Here is a 26,677-nt window from a genome sequence, read left to right on the forward strand (position 1 = left end):
AAACTATTTTCAGTTCTGCTGCTCTTTATTATTGTTATTTATTCTGTGGTAGTCGGTACATATTCATTAACCTCAAACGTAAGGATTCTATCGAAAATGATATAGTCTTTTCTACTCTTAAACGGCCCGATATTATTTTTGCCTTTATCGACTGCAAACATTACGGGGCCATTACCCGAAGCTTTTGTTTCATACCAATTAATAAAAGCATTTACTTGGGGCATAGATAGATCAAATTCCTTCTCTAATCCCGTGTTCAACGTGATTGTTAATAGTGCTCTTTCTCGAATGATTAAAAGGGAGGCAGAAACCTCATTGGAAGATGCCCCTTCTCCAACACTATTTACGGCCGTTATTTTATAATAATATGTAGTTCCCTCTGTAACGTTAGAATCTGAATAGTTAGTTGAATTTACTGTAGCAATTGTTTCGTAGGGCCCATCAGCCGAAAGGGATCTTTTAACATTATATGAAGTTGCCCCATTAACGGTATTCCAGCTGAGATCAATCTTAGAAACAACCGGTTCTGCTTTTAAGATCGGAGAAGCAAGATTAGGATTGATTAAATAACCGGTATCATCAATATCAATGGCGTCTAGAACCCACCTTTTAGTATCCGTAGATTTTATTTGTACAGTATGTTCTTTTGAAACGAGGTCAGCTACTTCAAACACAAGAGCTTGATTGATTTGAACTGATGGTCCAGTTACAGAAACGGGAGCATAATCAACACCGTCGATGGTGATTAATAGATTTGATGTGTAGTCTTGATAAAGGGTACTAATGATTCTTAACTGTGTACCATAAAATGAGAATTTTACAGTTTGAGAAGAGTTCGTTGGATTATTCGGCAGATAATGCAACGAATTCCCATAGAATTGAGGTCCTGTCGTTGTCGTCCACTGGTTACCACTATAGACAATTCTACTATCCTTATCATCTATTCTGTGCCACCCTTGCTCAGCAGCTAATAACGGTTCACCCACTGTTGCAGCCATTACACTCGATCCAAAAAAAGATGAGACTAACAGGATGAACGCAGTTAGACCAATGAAACCTTTTAATTTCTTTAACATTACGAAACCTCCATTTTTTTTATAAACATCATACTATCCTTCATGTCCTCCTTTGTCCAAACATAAGATGGAATATATTGTAAATTTTGATGTGTGAAATAAAACTAAGATTATGTATAACTTTTTCATTCCATAACAAAGAGCCAGCATCATAACCTCTTTGCTGACTCTTCCTTTTTTACGCTAATCAATTTCCCCTCATTCGAATCTTCCACATAATTCAGACGATACTCTGTATTCAATTCCTCTCTTCATCTCGCTTAGGTTATTACGTTTTTCCCTCCTCCTACAAGTACCATCTGACGTTCATCCTGTGCTGGTCTGCTACGCCGATACGCACTTGGCGACATTCCATTCTGCTTATTAAAAATGCGATTGAACTGCGAAAAGCTGGTGAAGCCACATTGGGCAGCAATATCCGTAATTTTCTCACTCGAATGTAGTAACATTTGTTGGGCATTTCGAATTCGGGTCATCTGCACATATTCCGTAAACGTGAAGCCTGTGACTTTGTTGAACTGGCGCGATAGATGATGTGCACTGACATAAAAGCGTCTGGACACCTCATCCAGCGACATCTCCTGCTGATAGTGACTGTGAATATAGGAAGCAATGGCATACATCCGCTGAGTCATGGATGATCCTTTTTCCTCGCGAACATAACTATTCTCCGCCGCATAGCGATGAAGACCACATAGAAACTCGACAAACTTATGATGAATAGCTACCGATTGAATAGGAGATAACTGCTGTGATATCGCAAAAATATCGTTAAGAGGCGCAAGAATTTCCTTACGCCGTTCTTCCGAGAAGCGGAAAATGGGAACCTGCGCATTAAATATCGTAAACAGCTCGCTGTAACCGTTCTCAAGTCCAGGTAAACTGCGAGGCATAGCAAAATTAATCATTAACCTTTTGGGTGGCACACCCTTTGGATATTGGGTTTTATGAAGCAAAGCAGGCCGAAGCAACACAATATCATAGGGCTGCATCTCGTATAAACTGCCTTCAATAATATGTGCAGCGGTCCGATCCAGCAGAATGCAAATTTCATAAAAATCATGAAAATGCTGAAATTCCATATTGAGGTCATGCGAACGCTCGTCGTAATCCAGGTAATAATAAAGCGAATCCCCTGGCTGGTTCACATGGATCGCATATCCCTTCTCATATGTCAAAACCGATGATGTCATGGACATGCTCCTTCCCTAGGGCGTGTCTGAAAACGCTGAAGAAAGCAGATTTTGCCGAATTTTCGTTCCAAGCAAGGAAGTTTCCCGCAGGCGTGCCGGGGCACGTCAAGGGGAAGTGACGTAGCAGGGGGCGAAAAGGGGATAAAAGATGCACTTCAGTAGATTTCAAGACACGCCCTAATCATTCATACGTCTATTTTAGCATGAAATGCAATAAAAAAACGGCATTTCCAGCATACATTACGTAGTTTCTAGCATTTTTCGTTTGATATGATAAAGTTAAAATGTCAGCGTTTTCAACGAGTAAGCTTCTATTGTTGTTGAAGTAACCCTTACAGCCTGTACTTACTAAATACCAAGGTGGGAAACACATATGAAATTGAATTCCTTGTCTACTCGAATCCATACGATTGTGAAACACTTGGAAAGTGCGCGATTAACTTCAAAAACGTATATACCTGAGCTTTATCATAAAGAGAGCGGATACCATACCTGGGATCTCGTGCATGAAGACCCTTCTTCATGGAACGTGTTCCGCAAAGGTGATGGCTGGGGCGGCAAAGATGTACACAGCTGCTTCAAAACCCGCATTCGCATTCCCGACCAGCTGGAAGGAAAAAAGGTCGTCTGCGCCATCGTTACCGGTGCCACAGATATTTGGAACTACGATAATCCACAATTTCTGGCGTTCCTGAACGGAGAGCTCATCTGCGGTCTGGATGTAAATCATACTGAAATTGACCTGGCGCCTGCTGCTGTCAAAGGGGAAGAGTTTGAGCTGGCGCTGTATGCCTACTGTAGCACGTCCGCAGCCGATGTTTTCCTGAACGTATATATTGCCGAGCATCATGAGCCTGTCTCGAATTTGTATTATGACCTGAAGGCTGCACTGGATGCGGCAGACCTGCTACGCGAGGATGATCTGGAGCGTCTGAAGTTGATCGAACAGCTGAACGAAGCTGTAAATCTGCTTGATTTACGCCAAGAGAACAGCACAGCTTTTCACGCATCCGTACTGAAAGCAGGTGAGTATCTGCAAAACCATATCTATGGAGAAACTCGCCCCGACAGTGATCATATCCCGACCGTTCACTGCATTGGTCACACTCATATTGACGTAGCATGGCTGTGGACGCTGGATCAGACACGTGAGAAGGTTATCCGTAGCTTCGCGAGTGTGCTTTATCTGATGGATAAATTTCCGGAGTACACCTTCATGTCCTCCCAGCCTCAGCTCTATGCATATTTGAAAGCCGACTTCCCGTCTTTATATGAGAAAATCAAAGAAAAAGTGGCCGAAGGCCGCTGGGAAGCAGAAGGTTCGATGTGGCTGGAGGCCGATTGTAACCTGATCTCGGGTGAATCGATGATCCGTCAGATTATCTATGGCAAACGTTTCTTCAAGGAAGAATTCGGCGTAGAGAACCGTGTGCTCTGGCTGCCCGATGTATTCGGTTATAGCGCAGCGATGCCGCAGATTATGCGCAAGAGCGGGATCGATTATTTTATGACGACCAAAATTGCCTGGAATGATACCAACCAGATTCCAAACGATACGATGTATTGGAGAGGCATTGACGGTTCTGAGGTTCTGACACATTTCATCACGGCCAAAGACTACATTCCCCACCCGGAATTCGGAAAGCACCGTTTCGAGACCACATACAACGGACGTTTTAACGCTTCACAAGTGAAAGGCACATGGCAACGATACCAGAACAAAACCATCAACACCGATGTATTGCAATGCTTCGGATTCGGAGACGGCGGCGGTGGACCAACCGAGGAAATGCTAGAGCACGGCAGACGGCTTGAAAAAGGACTCCCCGGCGTACCCACGGTGAAACGTACATTTGTGCGCGAATTTTTTGAAAAGTTAGAGCAGAATTTAGACGGCGTACGTTCGGTTCCGCGCTGGTCGGGCGAGCTATATCTGGAATATCACCGCGGTACGTACACGTCTATGGCACGTAATAAAAAGTATAACCGTCACAGCGAATTTGCACTGTCCGATGCCGAGCTGTTCTCTATGATTCAACGTCAGGCGGATGCCCAAGCCGTCTATCCAACCGACACATTGGAACACGCTTGGAAGCTGACGATGCTGAACCAGTTCCATGATATTTTGCCAGGCAGCTCCATTGAGCAGGTATACATCGATTCGCAGGAGCAATATGAAGAGGTGTTGCGTGTCACGGACGAACTGAAGAGCAGCGCCTTGAACGGCATTGTAAGCCAGATTACGTCAGACGGCGAAGCCATTGTTGTCTTTAACAGTACCGGCTTTGCAAGGACAGATGTGGTGGAACTGCCCGCTTTTGCGAAAAAAGTAACCGTACACGATGGAGATCATCCTGTACCAAGTCAGTACACACCAGAAGGCGGATTGGTGTTCCTTGCCGAGAATGTGCCTGCATCAGGATACAAAACGTTCCGCATCACGCCGGATGCCGCCGCTGATCTTGGCAGTGCAGGTGTATCGGTTGCCCAGTGGCAATCCGAACAGCAATCCATCGAGACCCCTTGGTATGATATTCGCCTGAATGAAAGTGCTGAATTTGTATCCGTGTGGGACAAGCTGGAGGGGCGTGAACTGCTTCAATCCGGCGAGCGTGGCAATGTACTGCAAGTATTCGAGGATCGTCCTGCGGAGTACGAGGCATGGAACATTGACGATTATTATGAACAGCATATGTGGGAGATCAATGACCTGCAGTCGATGGAATGGGTAGAAAGCGGCCCGGTACGTTCCGTGCTTCAAGTGAAAAGACAATTCCTGGACTCTGTCGTTGAGCAAACTATCATTTTCTACGCACATACACGGCGGATCGACTTCCGTACCTTCGTAGACTGGAAACAAGAACATTTGTTGCTGAAAGCAGCCTTCCCACTTGATATTTGGAGTGAAAAAGCCGTCTATGAGATCCAGTACGGTAACGTAGAACGCGCAACACACCGCAATACAAGCTGGGATCAGGCTCGTTTTGAGGTATGTGGTCAGAAGTGGGCTGATCTGGCGGAGAGCGGCTACGGCGTTGCCCTGCTAAATGACTGTAAATACGGATATGACATTCACAATTCGGTGATGCGTCTATCCCTGATCAAGAGTGCAACCTATCCGAACGAGAATGCCGACAAAGAGCAGCATGTGTTCACCTACTCCCTGTATCCACATCAGGGTGATTTCCGTGAGGGACGTGTCATTCAGGCAGCTTATGATCTTAACCGTCCATTGGTTGGTCTGGAGATAGGTTCACAAACCGGAACATTGCCGGATACATGGTCGCTTGCTTCTGTAGATCAGGAGAATGTCGTGCTGGAGGTTATCAAAAAAGCCGAGGACAATGATGACATGGTCATCCGTGTCTATGAAGCCCATGGCCGCCGCAGCCGTGCCTCCCTGCAATTGCCTGAGGGAACAGGCGTCACAGCGTACGCATGTGATTTGCTGGAGAACATCGAAGCAGATTGCCTTGTGGAAAACGCGCGTATCGCTTTTGATATCAAGCCATATGAAATTCTGACGTTCCGTATTCCGCGCGTATAAGGCATCTGGCTGAGCAGGCTTGTCATAAAGCGGTACAGCCCAAATGATGTCCGCGTATAGACGAGTCCGAGAATCTGGTTAAATGCTAGCCGATACATCGTTCCATATGTAAAAGAGTGCCGCTTGTCCTTATGGACGAGGGCACTCTTTTTCTATGCGTTCTATTTCAAATGCTCAGTAATCTCGGTAGTCTCTCAAAATTCCTCATACTCGCTCGGGTCTTGATTCCATAACCTTCCATTCGGACGATTAAACGTAGCGATGACCTGCATCTCCTCTTTGTTCAACTCAAAATCAAAAATATTAATGTTCTCCTGCTGATGCTGCAAGGAGCCTGCCTTAGGAATCGGAATAGAGCCAAGCTGAATATGCCAGCGCAATATAATCTGTGTAGGCGTTTTGCCATGCGTTTCTGCAATGGGAACAATATTCTCGTCCTTCAAAATGTCCTGTAAAGCATCGTTCCCACGTCCGATGGGACTCCAGGATTCGTTCACAATGCCATGCTTCGCATCCTGCTCCCGTTGCTTCGCTTGATCGAAGAACGGATGTAGCTCGATCTGATTCAGACTTGGTGCGACGCCCGTCTCCTGAATCAGCCGTTCATTGTGTTCAGGCAGGAAGTTGCTGACACCGATGGAGCGGATATATCCGCGTTTTCTCGCTTCGATTAAAGCTTGCCACGCCTCCACATACATGTCTTTCTTCGGATTAGGCCAGTGGATCAAGTATAGGTCATAATAATCCAGATCGGCTCTGTACAGCGATTCCTGAATTGCGACCAACGCTTTGTCATAGGCATGATATCTGCCCGGCAGTTTGGAGGTAATGAGCAGTTCCTCTCTCGCAATGGAGCTTTGTTTGATTGCTCTACCAACGGTAGCTTCATTTTCATAGTTATAAGCCGTATCAATCAAGCGATACCCTGCATCCAACGCAGACGCAATGGACTGAACCCCTGCTTCCCCTTTCAAACTGTACGTACCAAATCCAATTGCAGGCACTTTCAAGCCATCATTCAACGTGTATTCCGGGATATGATTCATTCGAGAACTCTCCTTTGTAAAAGGTGGTATGATCTTTCCTGAACAGCACTGGAAATATAAAGCATTCTCTCGTTATTCTACCCCTTCACGCCGGCTTGAATCAATTCAGGCAACTCCCGTTCTATTTGCCATCTCCTATAATTAGATCTGTAATGATGTCCAGTTGTTTCTCTACCGCAATAGGGTCACTCGGAAGGAACTGGTCAAAATCAATAGAGTACACATGGCCTGATTTCCCCGCTGGTGAGGCATCGACCAGTTTCTGTACATCCTTGAGCTTGTCCTCCGCCCCCTTATTCACAGCCAGGAACAGACGGTCACCGATAAACTCGGGAATCACCTCGCTAGATACCTCCCACGTTTCGCCATGAATGACATCGGACTCTACCTTGGCTGCCGGCTTCAATCCAAGATACTTATAAATAATATTGCCACCCATATTGGTATCTCCGTATACAAAAAGGGCATCTGGACGTACGTTTAGTATAGAGAACGTTTCATCCGCACGAACATAAGGGCTGATTTTTGCTTTGTATTCTGCGATTTTGGCTGTAAACTTCTCATTCCACTGCTTTGCTTCTTCCTGTTTACCGAGAATATCCCCAAACATCTCTATGTCTTTGATGGGTTCATTATTCTGCTCGATCACAATGGTCGGGGCAATCTTGCTCAGTGCATCATACCCACCCTCCACAATCTCGGCTAATGCAGGTGTTGTTACAATCAAGTCTGGTTGCAGGGACAGAATCTTCTCCGCATCTGGCGGTATGCCGATATCGGTAATGCCTGTTTTGTCGCTAATATGCGGGTTGTCCAGAACATATGTCGTTGTGCCCACCGGTTTCACGCCAAGTGCGATCAGCTCGCCAAGATGAAAGAAACTGACAACACGCTGTGGATGCACAGGGATGGCTGTTTCGCCTTTTAAGTGTTTATAAACTCTCGTTTCCGCAGCAGCACTGTTTGATTTGGTCGCCGTTGCTGTTTGGCTTGCAGGCTCTTGAGCTGCCGCGGCCCCTCCTGTGGAATTGCTTGCCTGACATGCACTAAGAATCAACGATGTACATAATACCATCATGGCTCCAAAAGCAGGCCTTGAAAATCGAAACATGGATGTATCCCCTTCCTCACTCAATTGATAATAAGACTCATTCTCATTATGGGAATCAAAAGGAGGGGAGACAATGGACGATTCCAACCCATGTAATGGATTATTCTGAACCTGAGCTGCTTGTTGATATTCTGCGCGGAACTGAAGTGGGGAACGACCAGTGTGTTTTTTAAACAATCGACTGAAATAATATACATCTGCATAACCCACCTTGCTGGCAACGTCCTGGATTCGTGCATCCGACTTCAGAAGCAGCTGTTTGGCACGGTGAATACGCTCATGAATCAGATATTCGATTGGCCCTAGTCCAATCTGATTGCGGAATAAACGCGATAAATAACTCGTGCTGCAATCATATCTGCCCGCCAGTTTCTCCGCTGTAATGGACTCCATATAGTTCGCTTTAATATATTTGATAGCGTCGGTCACGATGTTGATTTTAGTATGCTCTGGTTGCGCCAATGTCTGCAGTTTTTGGCTCAAAACCCCGTACACCATCGATAAAAAGATGGATTGGGCTTGCAGCCGTTCTAACGACTCACTGCTTTTCAACAGAGCTCCCATCGCTTCACATTTTTCCTGAATTGGCAGCATTGCGTTTGGTGTAAACCCGTAAAACAGAGCTAGGTTCCCCTGATCCTCCGACGATGCAGCTGCTGCTGTATATAAAACCAAATAACCATCCCATTCCTGATTGTCATTGGGTACTACAAAACTCATGTTGTTATCGGCTCCTCCGTGGAAAATGTACGGTGCGCGACATCGATATATTTTATCGGACATCCTGATCTCGATCTCTCCACGCGTAAGAATAAAGAAAAAACCTGTGCTTGCCTCAAGCTTGAGCTCGGACAAATTAGGGGCTGGATTACCCTTCACATGATATGACTGAATAGACTGTAAATGTGCAGTTGCTCGACTCCACTGCTCGATATAAGCATTCCAATCTATTATCCTCTCCATCAACATCCCCCCCTATCTGTACGTGTACTGTATCTCGAATTCTATGAAGTCAGTTATTCTTTACCTGTATATTGAAGCAATAGCGATTTTCAGGAGAAACGTTACCATTCCTCATCATCTTCCCATACTCGCCTCATTCTATGTGCTTAAAATATGCCCTATTATATCACAGACAAAAAGCCATCAACCGGAGAGGTTAATGGCTATTCTAAATATCTTCTGAACTACGTAGTGTAACTATACTAGCGCTACTCACTGGAGCTATTTGTATAGCTACATCATGAAACTATGCAAGAATTGGAGAGTCACTCCCAAAAAGTGCTTGATGGATAGGATACCCCATTAATATTCTCGCACGTATTCTTTATTTTCCTTGAGCTGTACAATGTCATGCCCTGTTGGATTCTGGAAGGCACGCAGCCCGAACGTTGATGCAACTGCAAAGATATGGTCAAAGATATCTGCCTGCACATTCTCATACACAGCCCAGTTGGTGTCATTGCTGAACGCATAAATTTCGAGAGGTAATCCGCGATCCTCCGGAGCAAGCTGTCTCACAATCATCGTCATATCCTTATTAATCTTCGGATGATGTCGCAAATATTGATGAATATACTCACGGAATACACCGATGTTAGTGAGTTGTCTGCCATTTACGTTGCTTTCCCGATTTACCTGATGCTCTACGTTGTACGCTTCGATTTCTTTTAATTTCGACGTGACATAATCGGTGAGATAGTGGATTTTTTCGAATTCAGCCACCATCTCTTCGTCACAAAAACGGATACTGCTAATATCGATAAAAATGCTCCGCTTAATCCGTCTGCCGCCGGAAACCTGCATGCCTCTCCAGTTTCGGAATGAGTCAGAGATCAGCGCATAACTCGGAATCATGGTAATCGTCTTATCAAAGTTCATGACTTTCACCGTATTCAATGTAATGTCGATCACGTCGCCATCCGCATTATATTTCGGCATCTCAATCCAGTCGCCTACTCGCACCATATCATTGGATGACAGTTGCACACCCGCGACCAGACCCAGAATGGAATCTTTGAAGATGAGCATCAATACTGCTGATAAAGCCCCCAGTCCACTGAGGATGATTAACGGATTCTGTCCGACCAGACTGGAGATCACAATGATACCGCCAATGATAAACAGTACTATTTTAGCCACCTGAATATAACTCTTGATCGGGCGGATTTTAGACACTTCATAGGTACGATAGATATCATCGAACACGTTCAGCAATGCATTCAGCACCGTAATCATGATAACAATCATGTAGGTCATGGCCGCTTTTTCAATCAAAGCCTGATAACCCGGGAAAATGTAAGCCGTATAATAGATGATAATAGCCGGTACAAGGTGTGATAATCGCTGGAACAGCTTTTTCTGGACAACGATATGCCCCCATTTGAACCGGTTATGGCTCACAATCCGATGCACGGCCTTAAGTACAAGTCGTTTGGCAATATAATTGGCAATCATCGAGATCAGTGCAATAAAGATAATCATAATTACACTGGAAAAGTATCCAAGGGAAGGCTCAGTCATGCCGAGTTCCGTTAACTGTTTTTTGATAAAATCCATAACTTCCTCCTGACGCAGTCTAGTTTAGCCTACTATTATAGAGTAGATTAGAGGTTGAGGCAAAAGGACAGAAAATGGTTTATCCAGCTCATATTCAGATAAAGTAGAAAAAACTTTAGTTTGAATCCATAAGATCATTCAAAGAGGTGATGATCTTCTCTTCTTCTCCACTTTCATTTGTCTTAAATCTTTTCAGAGTATACCCAAATTTTTTGAATATAGATTCTTTCAACTTATCCCTTTTTATCTGCTCCGGATTATTCTCATGGAATTCAAATCCATCAACCTCTATTGCCATTGCAAATGATTGATCAAGGTTATAATGAATTACGAAATCAACAGAAGAACGATTCTTAACAAACTTTCGTTCCTCTTCGCTTAATCTATCAAGATCAGTGAAAAGGTTCATTAAGTATACCTGACTTGATAAAGAGAATCCTTTAAAATCAGGCCTCTCCAGTATTTGAGACAGTCGCGCCTCCATTAAATTTTCGCTTTTATGTCTTGAATTGTTATACCAGCGAGCACGATCTCGAAAATCTCTTAGCTTATCTGAATATTCCCTATATAATAGATCAAAAATGGATACTATTTCACTATCCACAACATTGTCATCCAGCGTACTATATTCCATATAACGCATAAGATCTCCCACTTCATTACCGTATTTACGAAATGCTGAGTGATCAGTCACAAGAATAAATTGATGTTGGGCACGTGATACAGCAACATTAATCAAACTAGGATTATTAACAAAATTCATCCCCATATTACCCAACTTTGTCTGGTCAAGAACGGTTGACATAATCATGATCTTCTTTTCTCTACCTTGGTATTTGTGAATGGTGTCACTCTCAATATCCACTGTAAAATGCTCCAATGCCTTTTCCAATTGCTTGCGATAAGGTGTGGCGAAGCCAATATCCGGGTAAACACTATCAATTTCTGACATACCCTGAAGAACTTCCTGCTCAATAACTTCAAGTTCTCTTGAATTAAACTTCCCCTTCTTTCCGTGCGTCAACTCTCTCATATGATTTCCCAATACTGTCCTATAAATCAGCAGCGGAGAATCAGACATTTGGGTATCTGTATACGTAATCAAATCCCCATCGTAATATTTCCTGTTACAAAATTCGATAATTGCGGGATGACAACGATAATGTTCTCTGAGCATAACGCTCGGAATCTCATCTCCATATAAGGCCAGCAGGGATGATAATACATTATGATCAAAATAATCATATGCTTTATCCATGTTAAGATATGGATCTTTTTTGAGCTTCTCTTTAATTTTAAAATCAACGATATGTGGCAACTGCTTTGTATCTCCTACAATGATGGCATGTTTACAACAGGACAAAGCAAGGGCTCCGGATAGTAAATCCACTTGGGAAGACTCATCTATAATACAATAATCAAACATATAGTTAGGTGGTACACAGTTTCTCAATGAATGTGTCGTACTGAGTACAACCGGGTAACACTCAATAAACTCTCTAAAAATGTCTAATCGAGTATACGATTTTTCGTCACACTGGATGACAGCTCTATGATGATATTTCTTATGTAATTTAAGTCTAAAGAGAGTCTCTGAGCAATGCTGATGTTCATCCAGCAGGTTCTGATAATGGTGCGATTCCAGTTCTTCCTCGATCTTCTGAATTTGGCTTGAAAGCTCTGCTATCCTCAGAACATAAAATTGCCTTTGATAATTTAATATGACCTCAATACCTTGTTTTCTCAACCTTTTAAAATCTGTAAAACCGTGCTTGAAAAATAACTTAAATGGATAAAACAACTTGTAGCTTTTCTTAATCTCTGCGGCCAAAAAACTGTCCTTCATAAACTCCAAAATTTTATTAGGTGTTTGTTTGTAGAATGACAGCTTCTCCATAAGAGAGACATCTTGTCGAGCAAAATAATTTTCAAAATGCTCCTGTTCAAGTAGATACGCTGAAAGCTTCTGCTTGCACTGTGCTTTTTCTCTATCACGTTCCATCAAACGCTGTATCTGATCATCAAGCTCTTTAATCCTATCCATACAAGCGACCTCCGAGATATCCGTCTCCCAATCGCTCATGTCCAACTTCGGCAAATTCGCAAAAAATTTCCTTTTATTCTCTTGATTCCCCAGACTAGCTACAAAAAATTGATATCCTTTACGTTCCAGCTTCTCCTGCACGTTTAGAACCGCTGCATTATTACCGGATACCACTGCCACTTTTTTGTCTTGCATTATTGCCAAATTAGCGATGATATTTAAGATCGTTTGTGTTTTTCCTGTACCCGGTGGACCCTCAATAATGCTAATGTTGCTTGTTAAAGCATGATCAAGAGCCGTCTTCTGACTTAGATTAAAATTGAATGGAAAAATAGGATTATTCGTAAATCTGCTCTCCTGCTTAATCGGATTTTTTTGAATAATCTGTCCTAAAACACTATTCGGATCAACATAATTCATTTTGGCGAATTCTTTGGACAGGAATGACTCTTTATCCTTGTGATTCTCATTTTCTTGCTCCTCTTCTTCATCCTCGCTTTTATTTTTTACGTATTTCGATATTTCACGCCAGTATTCTAAAACAGCTTTGGCTTCCGGCCGACCTGAAACACTCTGCTCCAGCCGAATTCGATCTTTGTCATAGGTACGCATACTTCCATTTTCAAATACCACTCGAATTTTAATACCAAAATCCAAGACTTGTTTAACATTATTGAACGGAATACTGTCGTGATAGATTATAGAATCGTTCTCCACCTGCACTACATCTGGCTCTTGTAAAATGAGTACGTCTTGAATTTTATATGTATAAATTTTATCTGAAGTTTTAAACGTTATTCTTACTACAGAAGGACCTACCTCAAAATCTGCAACCTGCTCTGTCTCTTCTTTACCTTTAATGATAATCATGATTTTTTCCTGATTCATAATATCCTCACTACATTCTATGTTGTTCTAAAGTTATATCTAAAATTTCTACAAATCAACCTTATATTCCTTTTTCAAAATACTCTCTAACAAAAAGACCCATCAATCTATAAAATGATGGGTCTGCTCTATTTTATGACAATTTGTTTTACAGCTTACAGCAGCATGTCACTCGGCCATTCTTAACAATTCACTCACCGTGACCATGCGATATCCCTCCGCCGTCAGTTCTTCCACCAGCAAACGCACCGCCTCTACGGTCTGGGAACGTTCCCCGTATCCGTCATGGAAGATCAATACACTGCCGGGTTTTACCACGGAACGAGTATGGTCCAAAATGTGTTCAACCCCGGGATTGTCCCAATCCTGTGCACCACCGTTCACCGCACCAATCGTCCGGTAGCCACGCTCAGCAGCCAGAGCCAGAATATCCTCATTCACGCCAAAATAAGGCGGACGGAAGCTGCGGGCAGCATTGCCCGTGACTTCTTGAACAAGGCGTTCTGCTTGCCGCAATTCTTCCCCGGCCTCATCCAGCTTAAGCTCGGTCAGGTTCGGATGAGTGTATGTATGATTGGCAATCTCATGGCCTTCACGATGCACCTGTGCCGCAATGTCCGGGTATGCCTCCATCTCCTTGCCGATCATGAAAAACGTTGCATGCCCGCCTGCACAGCGGAAAATGTCCAGCACTTGATGGGTATACACCGGATGCGGGCCATCATCAAACGTAAAAGCTACAACCTTTTCCTGTACAGATACCTGCTCAACTAACTGCGCCATCATGTAACCACATTCCCCTCTCTGACTGCTCAGTTCAACTCCCCCTTATTATTCCACGGCTGGAAGCTGGGGTCTAGTCCATATAAGTTGAACTTGATATGTTTACACAAGCACTCCAATGACAGAACAACCCTCCAATCGCTGTTATCCCCAGATTTTTTGACACTAGCAAAAGCTAACCTTTAATCGCACCAGCAATCATACTCTTCTGCACCTGTTTGTTCAGGAGCAGATAGATCACAACCGTCGGTACGGTCGTAATCATTAGACCCGCGCCAATGATGCCCCACTGCGTAATGTACGTTCCAACCATGGACATCATGCCCACCGTCAGCGTTTGATACGCCGTATTGTTAATAAACGTGACCGCAAACATCAGCTCATTCCAGCACGATAAAAATGTAAATATCGCTACCGTGGAGATCGCCGGAGTTACGAGAGGCAAAATAATGGAGAAAAACGTGCGGTAAATCCCGCATCCGTCGATAACGGCAGACTCCTCCATCTCTCTCGGGATGCCTTTGAAAAAGCTGCCCAGGATGAAGACCGCCATCGGAATGCCGAAGGCTACATAAGGAATGATCAAGGCCCAGTAACTGTTGAGCAGACTCAGGTTTTTCAAAATAATAAATAACGGCAGGAGCGCCGCATGAATCGGCACCATCATCCCGAGCAGAATCAACGTCATCGTCAGCCCACTGAGCTTCCAGTTCATTCTTGTAATCGCGTATCCCGTCATCGAGGACAGAATCAGCACCAGAATAATGGAGACCGCCGTGACCAGCACGCTATTCATAAAATAGTTCAGGACATGCCCATCAGACAGCGCCTTGGTATAGTTACTCCACAGAAAGGCTTTGGGTAGCCCTGCCACGTCACCGCTGAAAATTTCACTGTTATCCTTCAGGGAAAACAGGGCCAGCCAGATCAGTGGATAGATCTGAATGACGGCGATCAGGATCAGAAACGCCTGCATTAACACTTTGCCGATAGCTCCGGTGAGGGAGCGCCGAGGCTGGGACTTTTTTTGCAACATGATATTGTTAACCGTACTCATACGTCTTCCCTCCCTCTACTCTGTCTTGAACAACGAATTAATAAAGATGGTACACACCAGACACTCCACGATGATAAAAACAGAAATGGCACTGCCGTATCCGTACCGGAACGTGTCAAAAATCGTAGCGTACATCAGCGTGCTCGGCACCTCTGTACTGTAAAATGGCCCGCCGCCTGTCAGCACATAGATCAGGTCAAACACCTTAAACGCCCCAATTACCGAAAATACAAGACACACCTTCAGAATCGGCTTCATCAGCGGGATCATAATGGACCATGCCACACGCATCCGGGAAGCACCATCGATTCGTGCCGCCTCTAAGACATCCTGGGAAACGGATTTTGCCCCAGCATACATCAGCAACATATGATATCCCATGTACTGCCAGAGCGTTGGAATGAAGGAGGCCGTCAGAGCCGTCTCCTTCTGACCCAGCCAATCCTGCGCCCAGCTGGATAGACCAATGTTTTGCAGCATCACGTTGAGCAGACCGTAATCGGCATTATAAATTTTCGACCATAACTGGGCGATGACGACCGTGGAGATCAGTACTGGAATAAAATATACGGTTCGGTAAAAGCCCTCGCCTTTTATGTTAGAGGCCAGAATCAATGCCAGCACCAGTGAGATTGGCAACTGAATGAATACAGAGGCACCTGCAAATAGCAGGGAATTTTTGATCGAGTTAATCACTCGGGTATCCTTGAACATCTCCACATAGTTGTCCAGACCGATAAACGCGCCTTTCCCCACGCCATTCCAATCAAGCAGACTGTAATAACTGGAGACAAAGATCGGAATCAGCACAATGCCGCAGAACAGAATCAGTGTAGGTAATACAAAAACGGCAATCGTACCTTTATTGGAAAATACAGAGTTCATGACTCTTCTCCTCTCAAAGGCGTGACCGGAAATCCCGGATCACGCCTCGTTTGGGCATTATTTTGATGGTTATATAAGTTGAACCAATGATTTTACACAATCCACTCCGATGACAGAATAACCTTACAATCGCTGTTATCCCCAGATTTTTTCGACTCCCTTTTCTAAAGGGAAAATCCGGTGATAAAGGCGAACGCTTCGCTTTCCAGTTTTTTTCTGTACTCTCCGTTCAAGTGTAAAGGAATAGTTCAATTTATATAGAAGGTGGCAGAGAGAATTAGTTTAGAAGTGTATATGCTTTCAAACTTCGAAAGAGTGCGCATGCAACATAAGCCTATACTTGCTTGCCTGTTTAGCCTACAGACTTAGCTCCGTTGGTTTCAGCTGCGCCATCTGTTTGCAGAACTCCTCTGGCGTCACGTCACCAGCCAGCAGCTGCGCGATCAGATTTTTGTGTGCTTCCGCAGACTCGGCTGGCAGAATGTTATCCCACCAGGCGATAAACGAGGTAGCCGTTTTCATAATATCCGCCGCAGACAGATCGAGAGAAGACAAGTTGGAGGTGTCGAGTGAATCGGTTTTCCAGCTTGGCAGTCCCGCTCCCGCCAGGAAACCTTGTGTGCCTAGTTGCTCGCTCAGATACATGAGGAATTCCGTAGCTTCCTTCGGATGTTTGGTCGTCTGGCTGATATAGAAACCGTCGACGGCTCCGCCGAAGATTTCAGTGCTGGTGCCTTTGCCATCCTCAAATACCGGGAACGGAATCACCTTCACTTTGCCTTTGACTGCCGAGGCAGACGGGTCTTCAATACCTGCATTCACCCAGTTGGCTTGGAACATCATTGCTCCTTTACCCGCATTAAACGCACCAAGCATCTCGTCATAACTCATACTGAACATACTGCTATTGAATGCTCCAGCCTGTGCCAGCTGCTGCATCTTGGTAGCGGCCGCGACAAAGTCCGGTGAATCCCACTTTGACGGATCCTTGAATGCCTCGATCACCGCTGCATTCCCCGCTTGGCGCATTGCGATCATGTCATACCAGTACATGCCCGGCCAGCGGTCTTTCTCACCAATCACTGCCGGGGTAATTCCTGCCGCTTTTAGTTTGGTGACCGCATCCAGCAGCTCGGTATATGTAGTCGGGATTTTGGCACCTGCCTGCTCGAATAGTTCCGTATTCACGTAAAGGTTGGCGATGTGTGTGTACACAGGGAGCGTATAGATTTTGCCATCCATATTGATCGCTTCTGCCATCCCGGGACCCATACGTTCCTTGATATCGTCCGTCAGATAACTTGTAATCTCCAGTACATTACCGGATTTAATATAGGGCTGCATGAAGCTCCCCCCGCCCATTCCGTAGAACAGGTCCGGTGACTCACCAGCTGCAATGGATGTTTTTACTTTCGTTTTATATTGTTCGCCTGTTGTGCCAGTACGTTCAACCTGGATGTCGGGATGCTCGCTGTTCCATTTCTCCACAATCTCAGGTAGCAGTTTGGCCGACGGGTCAGTTGTACCAACCGATTGATCCCACAGCGTCAGCTTGATCTTGCCATTGCTATCCCCCTGCGCTCCGCCGGATGAATCGGACGAACATGCCGCCAGACTTCCCGCAAGTCCCACAGCCAGAAATAGACTTAAAGATTTCTTTGATAGCGCTTTCATCATATGACCTCCCTGATCTTTTTGTGGTTCTATCCATAGTAGAACTTAGATATTTACACATAGACTCCGAAGGCAGAATAACCTTTCGATCGTCGCTTTGTGTAAAATTCGATCTGACTATACCCATATTTTAGTATTGGTTCGCACTGTGCTCCATTTAGAAAACAGGCATCGACTTGTAATATTCGAACATTATTGAAAGCGCGACCATTTTAAAATATACAGGGTTAATTTCGGACGTTCCGGTATTCGTTCATGGAGCGGCCGAACTGTTTTTTGAATAACACGCTGAAATATTGAGGGTCCGGGATGCCTACCTGCTCCCCGATCTCATACCCTTTCAAATCGGTCTGCTTCAGCAATGATTCGGCCTTTTTCATGCGAAGCTGCGTTAAATATTCAACAAACGTCTGCCCGGTTTCTTTTTTCATCAAACGTCCCAAGTGGCCTGGACTAACATAAAAAGCTGCGGCTGTACTCGACAGCCCTACCTCTGCATTGCTCATCTGCTCTTCCAAGTACGCCTTGACCTGATCGATTAAATTGACTTCCTTAGCTTGGCGTTTAGCTTTAATTACACCCGATATGGCCCGGACATGTTGCTCCAGCATCCTTCTCAGATCAGGTAAATGCTCTGACATCAGTATCACGGCAACAGCTTCCTGGTTGAATACCTGCTCATCCTCAAGTTGCTGCTCCATGACCACACGCTGGCATTCGGTAATTACATCCATAGCCGCCATGCGGAATTGTGCTGTATTGAAGAATGGGGCAGCAAGGATCTGTCTTAGTAAAGACACCGCCTCCTCTTCCGCACCAACGCTAATGCAGAATTGTAACTGCTCTAGAAGCCCTTTATCCGAGCGATACGGCTGGCTTTGTTTAGCACCTGCGATCACGAGATCCTCAAAGAAGATGACCTGGTTTTTCCCCACAAACGTCTGGTAATCCAGAGCACGACATGCTTCACGGTAAGCGATACAGACACTCTCCCACCCGGAGTACAGCTGTCCAATCCCGATCGTTACGTCTGCCTCGGAACCGTCAACTTTAAGCAGACATCGCAGTTCCCCCAGAAGCTGCTCGGCCTGCTCGGTTGGCTTGGCATCAGGGTGGGTCGCAAGGATGACAATACGATTGTGTGTGTCCATGACAATGATTTTGTATATATCTTGCTGGTAATAGGCCTGTACGTGCTTCAAACCATCCATACGCATCAAGATCTGAACTTCCTCTGTAGAAGTCTCTGCTTGTGAAGGTGACGCGGCCTGTATCTCGATGATGGCTACTCGAGACTGCGGGTGGTCCGCAGCGATTGGAATGCCGTAGAAATGCAACTGTTCCCGCACCTCTTCCTCATTCAACATCCCTTGTAGCCACTGATTCACAAAACGTTCCTTGAGGTACGGCAGACTGCGCTTCATCTCCTTCCGCAGCTTGGTCAGCTCATATTCCCTTCCTCTCTCCTGCTCGATAGCCTCTCGCAGCTTGGCGGTAACCTGTAATAATTCAGTAGAACGAATCGGTTTCAAAATAAAATCGGATATGCCCAGCTTCACACTCTGACGTGCATATTCGAATTCATCATGCCCCGTCACCACTACAATTTTGATGTTCGGGTAACGTTTCAAAATGAGACCGCTCAGCTCAATGCCGTCCATCTTGGGCATATAAATATCCGTAAATACAATGTCCGGGTGTAGCAACTCCACCTGCTCTAAGGCTTCTGCCGCATCACAGGCTTCGCCAACGATCTGCATGCCTTGTTCCTGCCAATCGATGCGCATGCGTAGTAGATTTCGGATGAGATACTCGTCATCCACGAGCAGTACTTTTAATGGTTCCATGATCCAACGTCTCCCTTCGGGATCGTAATGGTTATAGTGGTTCCTTTTTCAGGCACACTCTTCAGATTCAACACATCTTCACGATCATAAAATATACGCAGCCGCTCCATCGTTCCCCACAGACCAAAGCTGGCATTCACATTGGAGTTAGACTCTGACTGATCATGCACAGATCGGATGAAGTTGTGCTTTTCTGTGCGCTGAATCTGCTGCACTTGTTCCTCGGACATACCCGCACCGTCGTCCGTAAGTGTTAGAGTAACGCCATTTTCCGATTGACGAGCCTGAATACGTATAATGCCTGAGCTACCTTTGGCGCGAATGCCATGATAGAGTGAATTTTCCACCAGGGGTTGGAGCACGAGCTTGGGAATCATCACCTGCTCACAGTCTGGGTCGATATCGTACCGCACCTCAAACACACCCGGATAACGCACCTGCTGGATGGTTAGATAGTGACGTACAATCTCAACCTCTTCGCGTAATGTGATGACCTCATTGCCTTTGCTCACACTCAGCCGATAATAACTTCCGAGTGCCTCCAGCATCTCGCACACTTTGTCGTTCATACCGGACATCGCCAGAGAAGTAATGGAGTCGAGTGTGTTGTACAGAAAATGCGGTTTGATCTGTGCCTGGAGCGTGTTTAGCTCCGCTCGGCGGATCGTCTGCTGCTCCTGAATAATTCGACTCAGCATCTGCTCGATCTGCTCAATCATCTGATTGTAGCCACTGTACAGCTGTTCGAATTCGTAACTGTTCAGCTCCACTTTAACTTTGCGGAAGTTGCCACTGGGTGCTTTTTGCATGGATCGGAGTAACTTATGAATCGGCTTGATGACGCTGCGAGAGATAATAAAAGAACTGATAAAAAAAACAGACCCATTCACCGCCAGCAGCATGAAAGCAAGCAGAACCAGAGATGTATTGCGGGTATCTGTTGCACGATACGGACTCATGCTGATGTATTTCCACTGATCTTCACCTGCTGAGCGATAGGTCACTGCGTAATCCTGCCCACCGGAATGTAGAGTCAGAACGCCTGAAGGCTGTTCCTGAAACGCCTGTTTTAACTTCGCTTGATTCGTCTTTAGAATCTCTTGCATACTTGCTTGTTTCTGAGCCGTGGACGAGGATGCATCAGATGGATTTGCCTCTTCGGATGCTATAGCTGTTGGAGTTGCGGTATGTGCGGTAGATTTTGATGAGATTGTGTATGCCAGAGATGTTGAAGAAGCTGTAGAAGCAGCATCCTTTACAGCATTTGTCATGGTACTTGTTGCCGTATTGGTAGTGGCATTCGATGCGATAATCTGGAGATGCTCGTCCAGAATGGCTACCTGAAATGAATCAGATGCCGGCAGGTTGGCGTAAGCCTGCGCAATGGACTTCTCTTTGATGTTCATGACCAGAAAGCCGAGTGGAGAAGTATCATCCAGGTCACGCATTAGACGAATAAAAGAGACCACTTTCTCTTTTTGTTTCTCTTTCTCTTTCTCTTTCTCTTTTTGTTTTTCTTTTTCTTTCCCCTGCTCTGTTTCCTTCCCCTGTCCCGTGTCCTTCTCCGTCTCCATTTCTAAACTTCTACCGTTGGCCGGGGGCCTGCCGACATAATGACTATGGGTTGTATTATTGATATTTTCGCTGTCCTTGTTGCTAGTGTTTTCGTTTTCATGGATTTCTCTATTGAGTTGCTCATTGCCTTGATCATTATTGTTTGAGTTCTTGCTTGTCACTTGGCTAGCAAATTCATGATTAGGAGCGTTTTGACGTTTATTTTCTTTTACATCTGCCTGTGTGTATACAGTGTTGTTCATGTTCTCTGCCACCGCTCCGACTCCGGCTTCCTTTTCGTTGCCTTCACCGCCATTCAGCCTGAGCAGGTAACGCCCTTTGTAATCCAGAGCTTGCTCATACCACGGTGCATCCTTCACATTCGCTTCGAGAAAAGCCGGCCACTGCTGCGTACCCACCGAAAAACGGTGTCCCGAGTTGTCGTAAATGTAGACCGAATCAATAATTGGAACCGCTTGCATAAGGTTGGTCAAATAGGAACTAACCTTGGATTGCATCTGCAAATTAGAATATACATTGCCTTGCCTTAGCAGGTTCTGCAGGTTCGGATCGGAGAAAATCATTTTCGAATAATTGTTCACATTCTCGATCATCAGATTCACGTTAGTCTGGATCGACGTAATCGTCTGCAGAGACGCTTCGTTAATCTTCTGCTGTGCATCGTTCTCCGAAATACGGTTCAACACCAGCGCACTAAACGCTACTGTTAGCAGAATAATAACAAAGTACGCAAAGGGAATTTTAAAGGCAAGTGTTTTGGGCTTGCGTAGGATAAATGTTTTGATACGAAATCTCAGGTGCTCATTGAAAGTGACTCTTACATCTTTTTCAGCTTCTACTTTCGCTCCTATCTCGGTATTTTCGTTCACTTTGACCCTCCTTTAGTTCTAATCCGACAACATCAAGCATCATCAATTATTGAGATATCAACCATCCTATCGGATTTTATACAATTGTATATTATATGCCTGTGTATAGATGAGGCTCAACCATTTTTATCGTTTTTTTGCTAGTGATGTGGGGAGAGTTAAATGGTATTGAAAAATTGGAAGTAGTTTAGATCAAAGCATAGTATACTAGAGGAAATAAATGAATAAAGGAATGACTCATATCACAATTGAAAAGCAAACCATCTCCTCTCACAGGTTGACTTGAAAGGGAACTTATAATCATGTACATACTCTGTTTTTTAATCGGACTAATCGCTTCAATAACATGCCTAACCTTAGGAGCATACTCAGTAAAGAAAAAAGATGGAAAGCAATGAGAAGATTTTTACTTATGGGAGTTTTTATAGTCATTTTTTGTGCAGGAGTATATGGGATCTGTAACACTACGCCAAGATTTGCAGATCAAACCGTTTTTGATCAAACTCCTGAAGAAATTTGCTCAACGTTTCAATGCTGCGGCAAAGGAGATTGGCTTAGATTATCCTATTGACCAGGTGAAGATAAATTCGGTTAATCAAGATTTTGATATTTTCAAATGCGATCTTGAATGGAACACAGCAGCTATTATAGGAGAATTACAGAAGGATACGAACAAGATAGATACAGTTGGTATATAAATATACCCAGATTATGATCGTGATTGGCAAAAAACTTTATCGAACCTGATAACAATCCAAATAAACTATTCTATACCCACATTATTAAAAAGTGAACAGGATGAACTCTATTCAAAACTGATCATGCCCGTTAACAATGCTCAAAACACGGAAGCCACAGTTAATAAAAATCGGTTTATTTTCCTCATATCTCAATATGGAGGAGGGTATTTTTTTCAAGTTCATGAAGAGATAACGACTAACAGATCTTAAAAACAAAAGGAGAGTCTATATGAAGCGTTTGAAACTATTATGGGCATGTATTGGAATGTCAGTGATTTTAGTAGCTTGTGGTAACAATACATATCTCGAACAAGAGAAATCGAACATTGAGCATTACTTATCAGAATATGATCAGTACGGAACCATGAGTGATGAACAGGCACAGTTACTTTCTCAATTAAATCATGGAACATTGATAACCTATGAAGGAGAATACAGAGATCGCTTTGATGAGGTTACGGAGTTGATGAGGACCAAACAGATCAATGAACTGAGAGAAGCATACATAGCCTTGGATGGGGATCAAGATATGAGCGAGCCTGATCGGCCTGGAGTAGCTGAGCTAAGTGAATCCGAACAGAAATATGGCAGATTTGTTTTACGCTACGCAAAAATCTATCTCGATGAAGGCGGTGTGATGTCTGTAGAGGACTTGGAAAGTATCATACGTGGCATGAATTCAATTAAAACCAACGTAAACTCCTATGATTGGAACTCGTTCGATAATCTTGTAGAATATATGCAAGCAGGTAACGTTTCTCAAGCAACAACTCAATACTTTGAACTCGCTGATATTTACGGTGTAGAATAAATTAACGCAAAATTTCATCAAGTGACTTAGATGGCTTCTGTATTTATCAGGAGTCATTTTTTTCGTCAGAGAAACCATTCCTTCTGAAAGAATAAAAGACCGCCTTAAAGGCGATCTCACTGATACTACTAATGGAGGCGAGGGGAGTCGAACCCCTGTCCGAAGATAACGACACATAAGCTTCTACGGGTGTAGTCACAGTTTTGATGTCACCCGAGTATCTAACAATTAATATTATTAAGATTAAAAGGTGACAAATCCCATAGCATTCTTAAGCTTTTTAATAGTTTCATTAGCAATTCCCGCCGCTTTTACTGCACCATCTTTCAAAATATCGACTAGTTCTTGAGAAGCAATTATTTCTTTGTATCTTTCCTGAATTGGAACTAATTTTTCAATTACTATTTCTGCTAATTCATTTTTAAAAGTTCCATACCCCTGTCCTTCAAAACGTTTTTCAACAGTCTCAATCGTTTCCCCGGAAAAAACTGAATATATCTCAATTAGATTGCTGACCGCAGGTTTAGTTCCCCAATCATATCTTACACTCATTTCGGAATCAGTTACAGCTCTAGAAAACTTTCTCCGAATTACATCTGGAGTGTCATTGAGGAGCACATAACTATTAGTATTAGGATTACTTTTACTCATTTTAATCGCTGGATCGTCCAGACCCATTATACGAGATCCACTTTTTTGAATTACAGGTTCTGGAATAGTTAAAATTTTACCGAATTTATGGTTAATTCTATCTGCTAAATCTCTGGTCATCTCAAGATGCTGTTTTTGATCATCGCCGACAGGAACATGGGTAGCTTGATATAGAAGGATATCCGCAGCCATTAAAGCTGGATAAGTAAGTAGTGCTGAACTGACTGAATCTTTCCCATCAGATTTCTCCTTAAACTGGGTCATTCTTCTAAGTTCACCAAAATAAACTTGAGTCTCCATGATCCATCCTAATTCAGCATGAGCTGGTACCTGTGATTGAATAAATATAGTAGCTTTTCTAGGATCGATTCCAGCAGCTATGTAGTAAGCAGCAACATCCATAGAACGTTGATATAATTCTTTTGGATCCTGTGCGACGGTTACAGCATGAAGATCAGGAACAAAGAAAAAACACTCGTAATCATGTTGCATACTTACAAATTGATGTAGTGCCCCTCCATAACCACCTATATTCAATTCACCACTTGGTTTAATACCTGACAGAATCCGTTTCATCTTCTTCCCCCATTTTTACTTTAATACATTCAAACACATCAAACATGAAAAATTAATTTTCATAAAATAGGTGATTTAAATCTATCATATTGAAGAGTAACTGGTCAATTATGTCTTATAAGCTATTATATTATACTTTTTCTATAACTATATAGATAACTAACACTGAAAATTAGTGTATGGTGTGATAAAAATAAAATTAGACAGAATTCATATAAATTGCGTGTATACGAATTATTAATTAGGTCTAAAAACCTATTCATTTATATGTAACTAAAGGTGTATATTTTATCAAAATGAAATTAATTCCATTAACTTAAATAAAATATATAGAGGTGTATAATATTGATTAATAGTAATAATAAGGCAGAAAATTTGAAGTATTTTACAAAAAGAAAAAAAATCACGGCCTCCTATTATTATCTACTTATAGGGGACTTATTATCTAGGATTGGTGACTATATTTATCAACTAGCAATCCCTCTATACGTTCTTTACTTAACAGGTTCCTCTGTGATGATGGGAATATCTTTTGCTGTTGAACAAGCAGGACTAATCTTATCTGGTTTGATAGCTGGGACACTGGTCGATAGAGGAAACCCCAAGAAAATAATTCAGGTAACATCGGTACTACAAACTATTATTGTTTCAACAATACCTATTCTTCATTATTTAGGAGTAAAAAGCATTTACCCAATATTAGTTGTTGGATTCATATTAATAGCTCTTAACTTCCTCTATAGAACAGCTATTAATTCTTTGATTCCGTTAATAGTAGAGAAATCTTTATTACCTTCGGCCTCCGGGAAATTTTCAATAAGTAGATCAATAAGTAAAACTTTTGGTCCTCTATTGGCTGGTTTGGTGCTTGCTGCTTTTGATCCAATTAATACTTTATGGCTTGATGCTCTCACATTTCTAATTATATTCACTCTTTGTAATTTTATTACTACTTCAAGTAACGGTAGCGAAATAAAGAATAATGATTCCAAAGAAAATGAGTTACAGGATAAAGAGAATAAAAGAAAATTTTGGAGAGATACTGCAGAAGGATTTTTGATAATTTTCAAGAATAGATCCATCTTTGAAATTACAATCCTTAATTTCTTTTTGAATGTTGGATATGTCGCTATGTTTGCAATGCTAATCTTTCATCTAAAAGATACATTGCAATATAGCACTCACCAAATTGCATATGTATTTACAGCAGATGGGATAGGAGCATTTATAGCAGGTATGTTGCTTCCGTATTTTATGAGAAAAATAAGTACTGGTTATTTAATACTTTTCAGTACTCTTATAATGGGCATCTCCATGGTCCTAGTTGGTTGGACACATAATATATTTCTTGTAGGAATATCGTTTGGAATATTGATGTTCTCCTCTCAAATTAATAACAGAAGTATATACACTTATTGGCAGGCCGTTGTACCTCATAATCAACTCGGTCGAGTATTTAGTCTAAATACAATGCTTGAGGGAGTTTCTGTTCCCATTGCTGGCTTTACTGCTGGCATAGTTGTTGATCACTTGGGGTCGACAATACTGATGCAATTTTGTGGTTACATAACTCTATTAGTTTTTTTAGTGTTTTATACTTTTTCAAACATAAGAAAATTACAATTCACTGATTAAGTTATTAGGTGAAAAATAACGTTTTTAGAAAACTAAATGTTGATCAAACATGACAAGAGTTCACATAACAATAATATATCACTCCATTAACGAAGAATGAAAATATTCAA

Annotated in this window: 17 protein-coding genes; 4 read left to right on the plus strand and 13 right to left on the minus strand. The window is 43.1% G+C overall.

Annotated elements, in window-relative coordinates; translation table 11 throughout:
• Nucleotides 1-38 precede the first annotated feature (38 nt).
• Nucleotides 39-1,076, minus strand: a complete 1,038-nt coding sequence (locus BLQ13_RS24225) for a fibronectin type III domain-containing protein (protein WP_090924264.1) — start codon at nucleotides 1,074-1,076, stop codon at nucleotides 39-41.
• Between the two features lie 260 nt (nucleotides 1,077-1,336).
• Complete coding sequence (locus tag BLQ13_RS24230; protein WP_090924265.1) at nucleotides 1,337-2,269, minus strand: AraC family transcriptional regulator; 933 nt, start codon at nucleotides 2,267-2,269, stop codon at nucleotides 1,337-1,339.
• A gap of 373 nt (nucleotides 2,270-2,642) precedes the next feature.
• Between BLQ13_RS24230 and BLQ13_RS24235 the strand changes: the two genes are divergently transcribed.
• Nucleotides 2,643-5,816 carry an alpha-mannosidase gene (locus BLQ13_RS24235; protein WP_090924266.1) on the plus strand — a complete coding sequence of 1,058 codons (3,174 nt, stop codon included), beginning with the start codon at nucleotides 2,643-2,645 and terminating at the stop codon, nucleotides 5,814-5,816.
• Between the two features lie 194 nt (nucleotides 5,817-6,010).
• Here BLQ13_RS24235 and BLQ13_RS24240 read toward each other — a convergent pair whose 3' ends face one another.
• From BLQ13_RS24240 to BLQ13_RS28955, 10 genes are all read right to left on the minus strand, one after another.
• Nucleotides 6,011-6,862, minus strand: a complete 852-nt coding sequence (locus tag BLQ13_RS24240) for an aldo/keto reductase (protein WP_090924267.1) — start codon at nucleotides 6,860-6,862, stop codon at nucleotides 6,011-6,013.
• Nucleotides 6,863-6,983: 121 nt separating this feature from the next.
• Nucleotides 6,984-8,936 (minus strand): helix-turn-helix domain-containing protein, encoded by a 1,953-nt coding sequence (locus tag BLQ13_RS24245; RefSeq protein ID WP_167375831.1) that lies wholly within the window; start codon nucleotides 8,934-8,936, stop codon nucleotides 6,984-6,986.
• A gap of 342 nt (nucleotides 8,937-9,278) precedes the next feature.
• On the minus strand, nucleotides 9,279-10,532 hold the full coding sequence (locus BLQ13_RS24250; protein WP_090924269.1) for a mechanosensitive ion channel family protein: 1,254 nt from the start codon (nucleotides 10,530-10,532) through the stop codon (nucleotides 9,279-9,281).
• A gap of 115 nt (nucleotides 10,533-10,647) precedes the next feature.
• Nucleotides 10,648-13,464 (minus strand): AAA domain-containing protein, encoded by a 2,817-nt coding sequence (locus BLQ13_RS24255; RefSeq protein WP_090924270.1) that lies wholly within the window; start codon nucleotides 13,462-13,464, stop codon nucleotides 10,648-10,650.
• Between the two features lie 168 nt (nucleotides 13,465-13,632).
• On the minus strand, nucleotides 13,633-14,250 hold the full coding sequence (locus BLQ13_RS24260) for a polysaccharide deacetylase family protein (protein ID WP_090924271.1): 618 nt from the start codon (nucleotides 14,248-14,250) through the stop codon (nucleotides 13,633-13,635).
• A 172-nt stretch (nucleotides 14,251-14,422) separates the two neighbouring features.
• Nucleotides 14,423-15,304, minus strand: coding sequence for a carbohydrate ABC transporter permease (locus BLQ13_RS24265; protein WP_208606825.1), 882 nt, complete (start codon nucleotides 15,302-15,304; stop codon nucleotides 14,423-14,425).
• Between the two features lie 15 nt (nucleotides 15,305-15,319).
• Nucleotides 15,320-16,189 carry a carbohydrate ABC transporter permease gene (locus tag BLQ13_RS24270; protein ID WP_090924272.1) on the minus strand — a complete coding sequence of 290 codons (870 nt, stop codon included), beginning with the start codon at nucleotides 16,187-16,189 and terminating at the stop codon, nucleotides 15,320-15,322.
• 357 nt (nucleotides 16,190-16,546) lie between these two features.
• Complete coding sequence (locus BLQ13_RS24275) at nucleotides 16,547-17,863, minus strand: extracellular solute-binding protein (RefSeq protein ID WP_090924273.1); 1,317 nt, start codon at nucleotides 17,861-17,863, stop codon at nucleotides 16,547-16,549.
• Nucleotides 17,864-18,090: 227 nt separating this feature from the next.
• Complete coding sequence (locus BLQ13_RS24280) at nucleotides 18,091-19,710, minus strand: response regulator transcription factor (RefSeq protein WP_090924274.1); 1,620 nt, start codon at nucleotides 19,708-19,710, stop codon at nucleotides 18,091-18,093.
• Complete coding sequence (locus tag BLQ13_RS28955) at nucleotides 19,698-22,082, minus strand: cache domain-containing sensor histidine kinase (RefSeq protein WP_244159443.1); 2,385 nt, start codon at nucleotides 22,080-22,082, stop codon at nucleotides 19,698-19,700. The genes BLQ13_RS24280 and BLQ13_RS28955 overlap by 13 nt, the downstream gene beginning before the upstream one ends.
• 521 nt (nucleotides 22,083-22,603) lie before the next feature.
• On the opposite strand from BLQ13_RS28955, the gene BLQ13_RS24295 reads away from it, so the two are divergent.
• A complete protein-coding gene (locus BLQ13_RS24295) occupies nucleotides 22,604-22,852 on the plus strand; it encodes a hypothetical protein (RefSeq protein WP_090924275.1) in 249 nt (82 codons plus the stop codon).
• Nucleotides 22,853-23,123: 271 nt separating this feature from the next.
• Nucleotides 23,124-23,705 carry a hypothetical protein gene (locus BLQ13_RS24300; RefSeq protein ID WP_090924276.1) on the plus strand — a complete coding sequence of 194 codons (582 nt, stop codon included), beginning with the start codon at nucleotides 23,124-23,126 and terminating at the stop codon, nucleotides 23,703-23,705.
• 243 nt (nucleotides 23,706-23,948) lie between these two features.
• On the opposite strand, the gene trpS is transcribed toward BLQ13_RS24300, so the two are convergent.
• Nucleotides 23,949-24,932, minus strand: coding sequence for a tryptophan--tRNA ligase (gene trpS, locus BLQ13_RS24305; RefSeq protein WP_090924277.1), 984 nt, complete (start codon nucleotides 24,930-24,932; stop codon nucleotides 23,949-23,951).
• A 345-nt stretch (nucleotides 24,933-25,277) separates the two neighbouring features.
• Between trpS and BLQ13_RS24310 the strand changes: the two genes are divergently transcribed.
• On the plus strand, nucleotides 25,278-26,567 hold the full coding sequence (locus BLQ13_RS24310) for an MFS transporter (protein WP_167375832.1): 1,290 nt from the start codon (nucleotides 25,278-25,280) through the stop codon (nucleotides 26,565-26,567).
• Nucleotides 26,568-26,677 lie beyond the last annotated feature (110 nt).

The sequence above is a fragment of the Paenibacillus polysaccharolyticus genome, from assembly GCF_900102085.1.
In the GTDB taxonomy this organism is placed as follows: domain Bacteria; phylum Bacillota; class Bacilli; order Paenibacillales; family Paenibacillaceae; genus Paenibacillus; species Paenibacillus polysaccharolyticus.

Excerpts from the sequence above, each read along its gene's own strand:
- BLQ13_RS24225 (WP_090924264.1), bottom strand. The coding sequence starts at position 1,076 with ATGTTAAAGAAATTAAAAGGTTTCATTGGTCTAACTGCGTTCATCCTG.
- BLQ13_RS24230 (WP_090924265.1), bottom strand. The coding sequence starts at position 2,269 with ATGACATCATCGGTTTTGACATATGAGAAGGGATATGCGATCCATGTG.
- BLQ13_RS24235 (WP_090924266.1), top strand. The coding sequence starts at position 2,643 with ATGAAATTGAATTCCTTGTCTACTCGAATCCATACGATTGTGAAACAC.
- BLQ13_RS24240 (WP_090924267.1), bottom strand. The coding sequence starts at position 6,862 with ATGAATCATATCCCGGAATACACGTTGAATGATGGCTTGAAAGTGCCT.
- BLQ13_RS24245 (WP_167375831.1), bottom strand. The coding sequence starts at position 8,936 with ATGGAGAGGATAATAGATTGGAATGCTTATATCGAGCAGTGGAGTCGA.
- BLQ13_RS24250 (WP_090924269.1), bottom strand. The coding sequence starts at position 10,532 with ATGGATTTTATCAAAAAACAGTTAACGGAACTCGGCATGACTGAGCCT.
- BLQ13_RS24255 (WP_090924270.1), bottom strand. The coding sequence starts at position 13,464 with ATGAATCAGGAAAAAATCATGATTATCATTAAAGGTAAAGAAGAGACA.
- BLQ13_RS24260 (WP_090924271.1), bottom strand. The coding sequence starts at position 14,250 with ATGATGGCGCAGTTAGTTGAGCAGGTATCTGTACAGGAAAAGGTTGTA.
- BLQ13_RS24265 (WP_208606825.1), bottom strand. The coding sequence starts at position 15,304 with ATGAGTACGGTTAACAATATCATGTTGCAAAAAAAGTCCCAGCCTCGG.
- BLQ13_RS24270 (WP_090924272.1), bottom strand. The coding sequence starts at position 16,189 with ATGAACTCTGTATTTTCCAATAAAGGTACGATTGCCGTTTTTGTATTA.
- BLQ13_RS24275 (WP_090924273.1), bottom strand. The coding sequence starts at position 17,863 with ATGAAAGCGCTATCAAAGAAATCTTTAAGTCTATTTCTGGCTGTGGGA.
- BLQ13_RS24280 (WP_090924274.1), bottom strand. The coding sequence starts at position 19,710 with ATGGAACCATTAAAAGTACTGCTCGTGGATGACGAGTATCTCATCCGA.
- BLQ13_RS24295 (WP_090924275.1), top strand. The coding sequence starts at position 22,604 with ATGGGATCTGTAACACTACGCCAAGATTTGCAGATCAAACCGTTTTTG.
- BLQ13_RS24300 (WP_090924276.1), top strand. The coding sequence starts at position 23,124 with ATGAAGCGTTTGAAACTATTATGGGCATGTATTGGAATGTCAGTGATT.
- trpS (WP_090924277.1), bottom strand. The coding sequence starts at position 24,932 with ATGAAACGGATTCTGTCAGGTATTAAACCAAGTGGTGAATTGAATATA.